The organism is Microbacterium sp. NIBRBAC000506063, assembly GCF_017968845.1.
Taxonomy (GTDB): Bacteria; Actinomycetota; Actinomycetes; order Actinomycetales; family Microbacteriaceae; genus Microbacterium.
This window is the reverse complement of record NZ_CP072876.1, coordinates 1,875,203-1,887,062: the sequence shown is the minus strand read 5'-3', so window position 1 is coordinate 1,887,062 and position 11,860 is coordinate 1,875,203. Positions and strand designations below refer to the sequence as shown.

The 11,860-nt window shown below is 68.8% G+C and carries 8 protein-coding genes and 4 pseudogenes; 6 read left to right on the top strand and 6 right to left on the bottom strand.

From position 1 onward, the window contains the following. Window positions 1–21 precede the first annotated feature (21 nt). From KAE78_RS10750 to KAE78_RS10740, 3 genes are read left to right on the top strand one after another with little or no spacing between them, the layout of a single operon-like run. A complete protein-coding gene (locus KAE78_RS10750; RefSeq protein WP_223170838.1) occupies window positions 22–249 on the top strand; it encodes a hypothetical protein in 228 nt (75 codons plus the stop codon). Further along, window positions 237–1,139 (top strand): peptidoglycan binding domain-containing protein, encoded by a 903-nt coding sequence (locus tag KAE78_RS10745; protein ID WP_223170837.1) that lies wholly within the window; start codon window positions 237–239, stop codon window positions 1,137–1,139. The genes KAE78_RS10750 and KAE78_RS10745 overlap by 13 nt, the downstream gene beginning before the upstream one ends. Then, entirely contained in the window at window positions 1,130–1,513 is a 384-nt protein-coding gene (locus KAE78_RS10740; protein WP_223170836.1) for a L,D-transpeptidase, read from the top strand. The genes KAE78_RS10745 and KAE78_RS10740 overlap by 10 nt, the downstream gene beginning before the upstream one ends. 56 nt (window positions 1,514–1,569) lie before the next feature. On the opposite strand, the pseudogene KAE78_RS10735 reads toward KAE78_RS10740, so the two are convergent. Continuing rightward, window positions 1,570–3,787, bottom strand: a pseudogene (locus tag KAE78_RS10735) (NADP-dependent isocitrate dehydrogenase). Window positions 3,788–3,945: 158 nt separating this feature from the next. On the opposite strand from KAE78_RS10735, the gene KAE78_RS10730 reads away from it, so the two are divergent. Further along, a complete protein-coding gene (locus tag KAE78_RS10730; protein WP_223170835.1) occupies window positions 3,946–4,404 on the top strand; it encodes a GNAT family N-acetyltransferase in 459 nt (152 codons plus the stop codon). Between the two features lie 102 nt (window positions 4,405–4,506). Here the strand turns inward: KAE78_RS10730 and KAE78_RS10725 are convergent. Next, window positions 4,507–5,736, bottom strand: a pseudogene (locus tag KAE78_RS10725) (alpha-hydroxy-acid oxidizing protein). A gap of 132 nt (window positions 5,737–5,868) precedes the next feature. Continuing rightward, a pseudogene (locus tag KAE78_RS10720) lies at window positions 5,869–8,246 on the bottom strand (family 78 glycoside hydrolase catalytic domain). Between the two features lie 450 nt (window positions 8,247–8,696). On the opposite strand from KAE78_RS10720, the gene KAE78_RS19795 reads away from it, so the two are divergent. Further along, entirely contained in the window at window positions 8,697–8,993 is a 297-nt protein-coding gene (locus KAE78_RS19795) for an aldo/keto reductase (protein ID WP_411155936.1), read from the top strand. After that, the gene (locus KAE78_RS17790) at window positions 8,972–9,454 is read left to right on the top strand and encodes an aldo/keto reductase (RefSeq protein WP_262927639.1); all 483 of its coding nucleotides are present in this window, start codon (window positions 8,972–8,974) and stop codon (window positions 9,452–9,454) included. The genes KAE78_RS19795 and KAE78_RS17790 overlap by 22 nt, the downstream gene beginning before the upstream one ends. 80 nt (window positions 9,455–9,534) lie before the next feature. On the opposite strand, the gene KAE78_RS19790 is transcribed toward KAE78_RS17790, so the two are convergent. The 3 genes and pseudogenes from KAE78_RS19790 to KAE78_RS10700 form a co-directional block, all read right to left on the bottom strand. Beyond that, window positions 9,535–10,074, bottom strand: coding sequence for a carboxylesterase family protein (locus tag KAE78_RS19790; RefSeq protein WP_223172463.1), 540 nt, complete (start codon window positions 10,072–10,074; stop codon window positions 9,535–9,537). A gap of 110 nt (window positions 10,075–10,184) precedes the next feature. Beyond that, a pseudogene (locus tag KAE78_RS19785) lies at window positions 10,185–11,042 on the bottom strand (carboxylesterase family protein); the annotation flags it as partial. A 6-nt stretch (window positions 11,043–11,048) separates the two neighbouring features. Next, a complete protein-coding gene (locus KAE78_RS10700) occupies window positions 11,049–11,789 on the bottom strand; it encodes an SDR family NAD(P)-dependent oxidoreductase (protein ID WP_223170834.1) in 741 nt (246 codons plus the stop codon). Between the last annotated feature and the right edge of the window lie 71 nt (window positions 11,790–11,860).

Below are 11,860 nucleotides of genomic sequence, written 5' to 3'. Positions count from 1 at the left end.
TGCAACTACCGGGGGTGCCTCATGACCGACGTAGCCGCGACGCCGACCGGCGGCATCGACAAGACCGCTGTGCTCGACTCCGGGCAGGCGCTCGTCTGGCAGCCCGCCGCCCCGGCGAAGCCGCGTCGCACGGCGCTCTGGATCGGCATCGGCGTCGGTGCGCTGCTCGTGCTCGGCGCCGCCGGCGCGCTGTCCACGGTCCTCATCGCCCCGGCACCACGATCGCGGGCATCCCCGTGGGCGGGCTAACCCCCGGCGCCGCCGCCGAGAAGGTCAGCAGCACCATTGCCGGCACCGAGATCACCCTCACCGGCACAGGCACGGCGGCGACCGTCACCGGCGCCGACCTCGGCGTCTCCGTGGACGCGCAGCTGCTGGCCCAGGAGGCGCATGCGGCACATCCGTTCTGGGACTTCGGCTCCTGGAACCCCGAGCCCTCCCCCGTCGCGCTGACCCTCGACCCCGAGACCGCCGAGAGCAAGCTGCGCTCCGCCGTCCCGGCCGCCTGGGAGGCCCCGGTGGATGCGACGGTCGTCTTCGACGCCGACGAGAACACCTTCGTCATGACGCCGGCGACCAGCGGCACCGGAATCGACATCGATGCCCTCACCGCGGCGATAGGCGACGCCCTCGCAGCCGGCGAGACCGAGGTCACCTTCTCGGAGGGCCCGATCGCCTACGCCCCCGACATCACCGACGAGGCGGCCACCGAGGCCCTGGAGACCGCCAACGCGATGATCCGCAAGTCGGGCTTCTACGTCGGCAAGGAGCGCGTCGTCTCCCTCAAGCGTGCGACCGTCGCCGGCTGGTTCGACTTCGTCGCGGAAGACGGCGCGTTGCGCCTCGAGCCCGACCTCGCCGCCATCCAGGCCACGGTCGACATCGTCCCCGACAAGGCGAACGCCGAGCCGGTGACCGGCAAGGAGATCGTCAACTCCTCAGGTACGGTGCTGCGCGCCGTCGAGGAGGGCAAGGCCGGGCGCGAGGTGATCGGCGTCGAGAACATCGCCGAGGGCGTGGCCGAGCAGATCCGCCTCGGCAGCGCCACCTATCAGCTGGAGGTGAAGGAGGTCCCTTCGCCAGCACGCAGGTCGTCCGCAAGCTCTCCGTCAACCTCAGCACGCAGCGCATGTCGATGATCGAGGACGGGAAGGTCGTCGACAGCTGGGCCATCTCCAGCGGCGCGAGCGGCACGCCCACGCACACCGGCAACTACACGATCAACTGGAAGACGCCGCTGCAGAACATGCGCGGATACGAGCGTCGAGGCGGCGAGCGCTTCAAGGACCCGAACTGGTCCGGCCCCACCGACAGCCAGGGGTACGCCATGTTCGAGCAGCCCAACGTGCGATGGGCCATGTACTTCAACGGCAACCAGGCCTTCCACGGCGTGTACTGGCACAGCAACTGGGGCAACCGCATGAGCCACGGCTGCGTGGGCATGCCCGAGTGGCGCGCCCAGCAGCTCTACGAGTGGACGCCGCAGGGCGTCGAGGTCTCGATCCACTACTGATCGGGAACGGCAGAGGGCTCCGGGGCATTCGCCCCGGAGCCCTCTGCCGTTCCCGATCAGTTCAGCGCGTCGATGATCGCGTTGAGCGTCGCCGAAGGTCGCATGACGGATGCCACGCGCGCCGGGTCCGGACGGTAGTAGCCGCCGATCTCCGCGGGGGAACCCTGAACGGCGGTGAGCTCCTGGACGATCGTCTCCTCCGCGGCGAGGAGCTTCTCGGCGACCGGCGCGAACGCGGCGGCGAGGCCGGCATCCGCCGTCTGCTTCGCCAGCTCCTGCGCCCAGTACAGCGCCAGGTAGAAGTGGCTGCCGCGGTTGTCGATCGTGCCGAGCTTGCGCCCGGGCGAGCGGTCCTCCTCGAGGAAGGTGCCGGTCGCCGCGTCGAGCGTCTCGGCGAGGACCTTGGCCTGAGGGTTGCCCGCGTAGTCGCCCAGGTGCTCGAGCGAGGCCGCGAGCGCGAAGAACTCGCCCAGCGAGTCCCAGCGCAGGTAGTTCTCCTCGACGAGCTGCTGCACGTGCTTGGGCGCAGAACCGCCGGCACCGGTCTCGAAGAGGCCGCCGCCCGCGAGCAGCGGGACGATCGAGAGCATCTTGGCCGAGGTGCCGACCTCGAGGATCGGGAAGAGGTCGGTGAGGTAGTCGCGCAGCACATTGCCGGTGACGGAGATCGTGTCGAGCCCCTGGCGCATGCGGGCGAGCGAGTAGCGCGCGGCCTCGGCGGGCGGGAGGATCGTGATCTGCACGCCCGCCGTGTCGAGCGTCGCGAGCGCCTGGTGCACCTTCGCGATCAGCTGGGCGTCGTGCGAGCGGTTCAGGTCGAGCCAGAACACGGCCGGGGAACCGGTCGCGCGCGCACGGGTGACGGCGAGCTTGACCCAGTCCATGACCGGGATGTGCTTGGTCTGCGTGGCGCGCCAGATGTCGCCGGCGCCGACCTCGTGCTCGATGACGACCTGACCGTCGCCGTCGAGGACCTGCACGGTTCCCGCGGAGGCGATCTCGAAGGTCTTGTCGTGGCTGCCGTACTCCTCGGCCGCTTGGGCCATGAGTCCGACGTTGGGCACGGTGCCGATCGTGGTGGGGTCGAGCGGGCCGTTGGCGATCACGTCGTCGATGACGGCCTGGTAGACGCCGGCGTAGGACGAGTCGGGGATGACCGCGAGCGTGTCGTCCTCGCCGCCGTCGACGCCCCAGAGCTTGCCGCCGTTGCGGACGAGCGCGGGCATCGAGGCGTCGACGATGACGTCGGAGGGCACATGCAGGTTCGTGATGCCCCGGTCGGAGTTCACATAGGACAGACGCGGGCCGTCCTTCAGAGCGGCGTCGAAGGCCGCGGCGATCTCCTCGCCCCCGGCGATCTCCGAGAGCCCGGCCAGGATCGAGCCCAGGCCGTTGTTGGGAGTGAGCCCCGCCTCGGCGAGCGCGGCGCCGTGCGCGGCGAACACGTCGGCGAAGAAGGCCGTGACGACGTGGCCGAAGATGATCGGGTCGCTGACCTTCATCATCGTCGCCTTGAGGTGCACGGAGTACAGCACGTCGTCGTTCTTGGCCGTCTCGAGGGTCTCGGCGAGGAAGGCGTCGAGGGCCGAGGCGGAGAGGAACGTCGCATCGATGATCTCGCGCGGCAGGACCTTCAGGTCGTCTTTGAGGATCGTCTCGGTGCCGTCTTCGGCGATGTGGCGGATCGTGAGCACGTCGTCGTGGGCGGCGACCCAGCTCTTCTCGTTGTGCTTGAAGTCGTCGGCGTCCATCGTCGCCACGCGGGTCTTCGACCCCTCGGGGAAGGGCTTGTTGCGGTGCGGGTGCTTGCGCGCGTAGTTCTTCACCGACAGCGGAGCGCGGCGGTCGCTGTTGCCCTCGCGCAGCACCGGGTTGACCGCGGAGCCCTTGATGCGGTCGTAACGGGCCCGCACATCCTTCTCCTCGAGCGAGGCGGGCTCGTCCGGATAGTCGGGGATGTCGTAGCCCTGCTCCTGCAGCTCGGCGATCGCGGCCTTCAGCTGCGGGATCGATGCGGAGATGTTCGGAAGCTTGATGATGTTGGCCTCGGGCAGGGTCGCCAGGCCGCCGAGCTCGGCGAGCGCGTCGCCCACCTGCTGCTCGGGGTGAGCTTCTGCGGGAAGGCGGCGAGGATGCGCCCGCGAGCGAGATGTCGCGGGTGGTGACTCCGACTCCCGCCTGGCCCGTATAGGCCTCGATGATCGGGAGGAACGATGCGGTGGCCAGAGCCGGTGCCTCGTCGGTGTGGGTGTAGATGATTGTGGCGTCGGTCACCAGGGAGTTCTCCGTTCACGGACGTATCGTCTGCGTACAACGATACCGGAGTGGAACATGTCCGAACTCTCCGCAGAAGGGGTCGTCCGAGTGCCCCTTCCTCCACCGAGTGCAACAAAGGACGTGTCTGCGTACGCGGTTGCGGTTACCCTGGGCATATGTCGGAACTGCGTATGGTCGAACTGTCAGCCGCGACGATCGTCGCCGTCAACAACCTGTCCCTCAAGCCCGGGCAGGAACAGTTCCTCGCGCCGGTCTCCTACGGCACGGCCGCCACCGTGATGAACCCGCAGACCACCTGGCAGCGCGTCGTGCTCGACGGCGACGAGGTCGTCGCCTTCGTGAGTGCGAACTTCGACAACGACGCACCGGAAGAGCACTTCCGCTGCGTGCTGTGGCGGATCAACGTCGACGCCGACGCCCAGGGGCAGGGTGTCGGGCGCTTCGCGGTCGACAACCTGATCACCGAGGCCCGCAAGCGCGGCTTCGATCACGTCAACGTCATCTACGAATCCGGCGAGGGCGGCCCGGAGGCCTTCTTCCAGCGCGTAGGCTTTACTCCGGTCGGTGAGACCGAGTACGGCGAGGTCATCGCCGAGATCCGGTTCGACTCCTGAGACCGGCGGCGGGGTTTCGGATTCCCCTCCCCCACCGAAACTCCGTCGCCCTCTTAGACGCCGGAGCAGCTCAGCACGTCAGACCGCAGGAACCGCGCCCGCTCAGTGTTCGCGTGGGGTGAGTCTCTGTAGTTGGGTGATGTGGCGGGGTTCGAGTTCTTCGACGTTGCGGACTTGGAGGAGTTTCATGGTGCGTATGATCTGTTCGGCCAGGATCTGGATGGCCCGGTCCACGCCGGCGCGGCCGCCGGCCATGAGCCCGTAGAGGTAGGCGCGGCCGATGAGGGTGAAGTCCGCGCCCAGGGCGATCGAGGCGATGATGTCGGCGCCGTTCATGATGCCGGTGTCGATCGCGATCTCGGTGTCGCGGCCGACTTCCCGGGCGACCTCGGGAGGAGGTGGAAGGGGATGGGGGCGCGGTCGAGCTGGCGGCCGCCGTGGTTGGACAGGACGATGCCGTCCACCCCCGGTCGGTGAGCTTCTTCGCGTCGGCGAGGGTCTGTACGCCTTTGACGACGAGCTTGCCCGGCCACATCCCCGGATGATGTCCAGGTCGTCGTAGCTGATGGAGGGGTCCATCGCGGCATCCAGCAGCTCCCCGACGGTGCCGCCGGTCGAGGACAGCGAGGCGAACTGCAGCGCCGGGGTGGTCAGGAAGTCCCACCACCACCAGGGCGGGGCAGGGCGTTCAGGATCGTTGCGAGGGTGAGGGCGGGTGGGATGGAGAAGCCGTTGCGCTTATCGCGCAGCCGGGCCCCGGCGACGGGGGTGTCGACGGTGAACATGAGGGTGTCGAACCCGGATGCCGCGGCGCGCTCGACCAGGCCGTAGGAGATCTCGCGCTGACGCATCACATACAGCTGGAACCAGTTGCGGCCTGTGGGGTTGGCGGCCTTGACGTCTTCGATCGAGGTGGTGCCGAGGGTGGAGAGGGTGAAGGGGATGCCCGCCGCGCCCGCTGCGGAGGCCCCCGCGGTCTCGCCTCGGTCTGCATGAGGCGGGTGAACCCGGTCGGCGCGATCCCGAACGGCATCGCCGAAGGCCCCCGAAGACCCTCACCCGGGTGTCGACGTCTGCGACATCGGTGAGGACTCCGGGGTGGAACTCCACATCCTCGAACGCCTGCCGCGCCCGCGACAGCGACACCTCGCCCTCCGCAGCCCCATCGGTGTAATCGAACGCCGCCGCCGGCGTGCGGCGCTTGGCGATCGTGCGCAGATCCTCGATCGTCAACGCCGCCGCGAGCCTGCGCCGCCGGGCATTGAGGTCCAGCTTCTTGAACTGCAGCAACGAGAAGACCTCGACCGGATCCGGGAACCGACGCTTTGCCATGGGAGTGCTCCTCAAGGTTCGAAGACCGGATGCTTCGCAGAAGCCATGACATGTCGCCGGAGCGACATCGACACCAACAAGCCGCAGCGAAGGAGAGTTATCAGTGATTTCATCGTTGAGTCGGCAGAAGCGCTATCGAATCTGCTCCTGCCTCACCAGAGTCATCACATGCCGTCCGGGACCGAGATCGATCTCCGTGCGCCCGGGCTGCTCCGCGTGCACCCAGCCTGAGGGCGGCACGAAGCGTGCTCCGACCGCCGGGCCGAGGTCGAGCTCATGAACGACCCCTGCCGGCATACGGCGCCAGGAGCTGCGTACCGGACCGGCGACCGTCTCGTGCTCTGCGCCAGCCCACTCCAGTCCATCGAGATACACCGGGGCGGAGAGGACCGCTCCCTCGCGCACGGTGTCGCGCGCTCCGATCCCGGCGACCCGCTCGAAGAGGAACTCGCCGACCGCGCCGTGCGCGCAGTGGTTGAGCGAGTTCATCTCGGCGGTCGAGTGGGTGCCGTCCGTGCGGAACGCATCCCACTTCTCCCACACGGTCGTCGCGCCCATCGCCGCCATGTGCTTCCAGCCGGGCATCTCTCCGCGCAGCAGCATCCGGCCCGCGAGGTCTTCGCGACCAACGGCCACGAGTGCGGGCAGGATGTGCTGGACACCGTGGATCCCGGTGGTGATGTGACCGATCTCCTCGATCTTCTGCGCCAGCCGTGCGCCGACCAGCTCGCGCAGCGGGCCTCGGACGATGTCCCATCCGATGGCCTGAGCGTAGACGGTCTGAGTGTCGCCCTCAATCCAGCCGCGCTCGTCGACGAAGGCTGCCGCATAGGCGACCCTGATCTCATCGGCGCGTGCTCTGGCCCGCTGCGCCTCCTCGTCCCTGCCGAGCCAGCCGAGGATGTCGGCGTACTGCTCGAAGGAGCGGATGGTATGAGCCGTGGCCACGACACGGCGCGAACTGGTCGATCGGGCACCGGTGTACGCGTACCCAGGATGCGGCGGCTCGTCCGGGTCTTCGGGGAGGCTCAGCCAATCGGAGAAATCCGAGCCGACGCGCTGCGTGCGGATACCGGTGGGGTTGGCCCTCTCGACCGCGCCCAGGTAGCGCTCGATCGACTCGATATGCTCCGCCGAGGTGACGAGATCTCCATAGCGACGAGCCGCCAAGTGCACGAGTCGCACATAGCCGTCCGCCCAGCCGGGCGCTCCGTCACGGCTTCTCGCGGGCAGGAGGGTCGGGGCGTAGTCGTGGACCATGCCATCCTCCTCCTGGCTGTCGGCCGCGTCCCGGACGAACTTGGCGAGGAAGGCGGCGACGTCGAAGTGATAGGCGGAGGTCTCGGCGATGACACCGGCGTCGCCGAGCCAGCCGAGCCGCTCGTCCCGCTGGGGCAGTCGGTGATGACCTCGATGAAATTGTCTCTCACGGTCCACTCCACCATGCGGGAGACGTGTGTCAGCCCGGCGTCGGAGCATTCGAAAGCACCTGCTGGGCGCTGTCCGCCCCCGACCGCCAGGGCAGTGATGGAGAAGTCATCGGGCACCTCCAGTCCCGCGTGGGGAGTGGCGGGGACGAGTCCCCAGACCTCGGCGTAGCGGAAGCCGTGCAGAGTGTGCCGCGACTCGAGCACATGCGTCCCATCGTCGCCGGTAGTGTAACGATCCTCCTGGAAGGCGCTGCGCAGGTTGTCGCGCCAGACGAGGGCGTCGTCCGAGAGCATCTCGCCGTGGCGGACGATGATGTCGGCGCGGGGATGGGTGCGGGTGCGGATGCGCGTCCAGCCGACCATGTTCTGCCCGAAGTCGAAGACCGCGGGCCCGCGGGCATGCGCACGAACAAGCCTGCCTTCGAACTCCCGGTAAGGGGCGACGGGATCGTGCGGCTGGGGCGTGATCGGCACGGTGATCTCCTCGCGCACCTCGACCAGACCCCACCCGGTGTCGTCGAAGCCCGGCTCGCGCCATCCGGTGACCGCCTGCCGCAGGTCCTGCGCCTCACCGCGAAGGATGTCACTCGCGATGATCTCGCCGGTCGTGCATCGCCAGGAGCCGTCGGTGCCCAGGAGCAGCCCTTCTTCGCTCTCGAGCTGAAGGCGCAGGGCCGGATGCTCGCCGTAGAAACCAGGCTCGCGCTGCAGGCCGAGCCAGCCCGCGTACCAGCCGTTGGCGAGCTCGACCGCGACGACGTTCTCCCCGGCGTGCAATAGCCCTGTCGCATCGTATGTCTGGTGAAGGACGCGGATACCGAAATCCGTCCATCCCGGGCGCAGCAGGCTCTCGGCAGTGACCTCGGTTCCGTTGACCCAGAGCCGGTAGGTGCCGAGCGCCGTCACGTAGATCCGCGCTCGTCCGGGGGCACGGCCGAGCGGGAAGCTGCGGCGCAGCAGCGGCACCGGGTCCCAGGTCTCACGACGCAGTGGGACGAGCGGCGCGCTGACCCAGCCCGCATACCAGTCCTCCGCCGACTCCAGCCCGATCTCCGCGACGCCCGGTGTGCTGACGACCATCGCGCCCTCGGCGTCGCGTGCGATGACGCGCCAGTGCAGAGCGCGCCGGGATCCAGGAAGGGGACCACCGTATCGGACCACAGAACCGCGAACGCCGTCCGCGCGCCAGAGCAACTCGCCCGCAGCGAGAGCGTCCTCGTCGGAGGCGACTTCGACATCCACGCCTCCCCTGCCGTCGATGGCGCCCTCGCCGTGGACGGACCAGCCGAGCATGACTCCCCGGGCACCCGGCAGGCCAAGCGGGTTCTCGCGGTAGCCAGCGGTGAGTCGGATGGTGATCGTCACGTCTGCTCCTTCAAAGAACGCTACCTATCGGATGAGTAACCCCATGCTACTGGCATTTTCTCCTGGTATAGAGGATGTTTATGCCAACATATATGACATGCTGGAGAACATGCGGCTTTCCCTCGGCGATCAGGAGATCGCTCGGATCCTGCTCGGCGGAGCGCGGTGGTCGATCGAGGATCCCCCGATGATGCGAACGCAGAAGCGCTCATCGAGAGAGCCGTCGCCTCCGGGATCGACATGATCGACACGGCCCGCGCATACACCCGCCGCGGAGCGGAGGGCCACAACGAGGCGCTCATCGCCCGCGTGCTCGATCGCATCGGTGCCCGGGAGCGCGTGCTCGTCTCCACAAAGGGGGACACTTCCGCGACGGCGACCACTATATCGTCGACGCCTCGCCCTCCGCCCTGCGCGCGGACTGCCATCGCAGCCTCGCCGTGCTTCGCACCGATCGGATAGACCTCTACTTCCTGCACTTCCCCGACCCCGCCGTCCCCTTCGCTGAGAGCGTCGGTGCGCTGGAGGAACTACGAGGGGAAGGACGCATCGCGCGCATCGGGCTGTGCAACGTCGACTCCGAGCAGCTGGACATCGCCCTGGGCATCGCGCCGATCGCTGCCGTGCAGCATCGGCACGCCATCGGCGCACCGGCTCCCGCCGAGCTGCTCGCGCGATGCCACAGTCACGACATCGCCTTCCTCGGCTATTCCCCGCTCGGCGGAGGCGGCGCCCGGGAGGTCTTGGACGCCGCCTCCGTGCCGGGCTCCCCGCCGCACGGATCGCCGCCGAGCACGGCGTCGCCGTGGCATCCGTGCTCCTCGCCAAGCTTCTCGCCGCGGGTCCGCACGTCGGCCTCATCACCGGAGCGAGACGCCAAGCCTCCCTCGACGCCTCGCTCGCAGCGGCAAGACTCGTCCTGAGCCGAGGCGAGCTCGAATCCCTCGACGAGCAGCTGTCCTCCCTGCCGAGAGACACGGCCGGCTGATCCCGGGTCAGAAGATCAGAGGGTCATCGGCGGAAGCAGGACTTCTGCGCTCCGCCACCTCCCACCCCTCGGCGTCGATGAGCACAGTGGTGCTCCCTTCCGCCCCGCCTCCTGCCATCCGCCCCCACCGGGCATTACCGGTTCGCCGCTCTCCGCGAAGGCCAGCCATGCCGCCATGACGTCGCGCTGCAGGTTCCATCGCTCCGGCCTGTCCCCGAGCAGCGGCGTCCATCGCACTGTGCCGAAGACACAGGGCACATCGATGCAGTGCGTCGCGCCGAGCGGACTGGGCTCGGCGTCGGTCTCGTAGACGACCTCGTAGCGGAAGACGCGACCCGACCCTGTGTGGCTGCGGGCGAGGCGCTCGGCGACGAGGCCGAAGGACCGTTCGGCGAGGATGCGGGAGAGGCGCAGTGGCGGCGACTCCCCGGGGACGCGGGATCGGCTCTCCGCGATGGCGGTCTCCGGATCGTCGAGAGCCGAGGCGACGGCGCGCAGTGCCGCAGGCAGGCCTCCCTCTTCGAGATCGGCGAACCAGGGCGTCCCCGCAAACATGAGCGACCACTCATGGCTCGTCGCGCCCACGAGGAGATCTCGGCCGCGGGCGAGGTGCGGGAGTCGGGGGTCCCCTCGGCGAGGATCTCGGTACCGTCGGCGACGGGTGAGGGACCGAACCCGGTGATCGACCGCTGCGCTTCCACGAAGGCCTCCGCGGGCAGCTCGAGGAGCCGGCGGGTCTCATCGGGAGGAATACCCAGGATGCGCAGCAGCTCATCGGTCTGCCGTCGGCCGGACGCCTCGTCGACCGGCGGATTCCCCGGACTCTGCGCGATGCAGCGCTGGAACAGACCAGCCGCGCGCGGCATCCGCAGCAGCGACGCGACCTTCGCCCCGCCGCCCGACTGTCCGAAGACGGTGACGGCTCCGGGATCCCCGCCGAAGGCGCCGATCGCGTCCCGCACCCACTCCAGAGCGAGCACCATGTCGGTGAGGCCGGCGGCGCCCGACGAAGCGTACTCCGGGCCGAGCAGATGACCGAGAGCGGTGAAGCCGAGGAGTCCAAGACGGTGGTTCACGGTGACCACGACGACCCGACCGCTGCGGGCGAGCTCATCGCCGGCGGCGATGGTCGCGGCGCTCGAGCCCGAGCGGAAAGCGCCGCCGTGGAACCAGACCATCACAGGCAGTCGGGCGCCGGAGTCCGTGGTCGGCGTCCACACGTCCAGGGTCAGGCATTCCTCGGAGGTCGGAACTCCTTCCGTCGAGCCGCCTCGAGGGAAGTAGAGCCGGGTCGCGCTCGATCGTTCAGGGTCCGCGTCGAGCCGGGCGTCCCGCTGGATCGCGGCCGGTCCGTAGTAGAGGGCGTCGCGGACACCGGCGTGCGCAGCGGCCGGCGAGGCGGGACGGAAACGCCCCTCCGCGCCGGTGGCGACGCCATAGCGCATTCCGAGGAAGGAGCTCACGCCGTCCACGCGCACGCCGCGGTAACGTCCTCCCGGGGTCTCGACGACGATCTCGGCCATGCTCGGTCAGAACCCTCCGGACAGGCCGCCGTCGATGAGGTGCTCGGTGGCAGTGATATAGGCCGAATCGGCGGAGGCGAGGAACAGGACCAGGTCGGAGATCTCGTCCAGCTCTGCTGGTCTGCCGAGAGGCACGGCGGCGATCCGCTCAGCGGGCACCTGCGCCTCGCGGAACATCTCTGTATCGACGAAACCAGGATGAACCGAGTTGACGCGGATGCCGTCGGAGGCGAGCTCGGCGGCCGCGACCTTCGTCATCCCCCGGACGGCGTGCTTCGCGGCGACGTAGGCGACCCTCCCCCGTGCAAGATTGTGGATGCCACCGATCGACGAGATGTTGATGATCGATCCTCCCCCGGCGCGCCGCATGCTCGGGATCACTGCGCGGATGCCGAGGAAGGTGCCGGTCTGGTTGACCTCGACGATCCGGCGGAAGTCCTCGAGGCTCGTCTCCTCGATCGATCGTTGCAGATCCACCCCTGCGTTGTTCACGAGCACGGTCACTGCACCGAAGCGGGCCTCGGTATGCGCCAGGAGCCCAGCCCAGGACTCCTCGGAGGTGACATCGTGACGGACAGCGAAAGCACTGCCGCCGAGATCGCCGGCGAGCGCCGCACCCTGTTCCTCCAGCAGGTCCGCGATCACCACCCTCGCTCCCTCGGCGGCAAAACGTCGCGCGTGCGAGGCTCCTTGGCCGCGCGACGCACCCGTCACGATGACCACATCGCCGGCGAACCGCTGGCTCATGGCTCCTCCTTGCTCCCCGATGGCGCGGAGCCTGCCAGAGGCTCAGCCCCGCGCCATCGGCATGCGGGCGA

What these genes read in the sequence shown, in the direction of transcription:
- KAE78_RS10750 (WP_223170838.1), top strand. Translation starts at nt 22, where the DNA reads ATGACCGACGTAGCCGCGACGCCGACCGGCGGCATCGACAAGACCGCT.
- KAE78_RS10740 (WP_223170836.1), top strand. Translation starts at nt 1,130, where the DNA reads ATGTCGATGATCGAGGACGGGAAGGTCGTCGACAGCTGGGCCATCTCC.
- KAE78_RS10730 (WP_223170835.1), top strand. Translation starts at nt 3,946, where the DNA reads ATGTCGGAACTGCGTATGGTCGAACTGTCAGCCGCGACGATCGTCGCC.
- KAE78_RS19790 (WP_223172463.1), bottom strand. Translation starts at nt 10,074, where the DNA reads ATGTTTGCGGGGACGCCCTGGTTCGCCGATCTCGAAGAGGGAGGCCTG.
- KAE78_RS10700 (WP_223170834.1), bottom strand. Translation starts at nt 11,789, where the DNA reads ATGAGCCAGCGGTTCGCCGGCGATGTGGTCATCGTGACGGGTGCGTCG.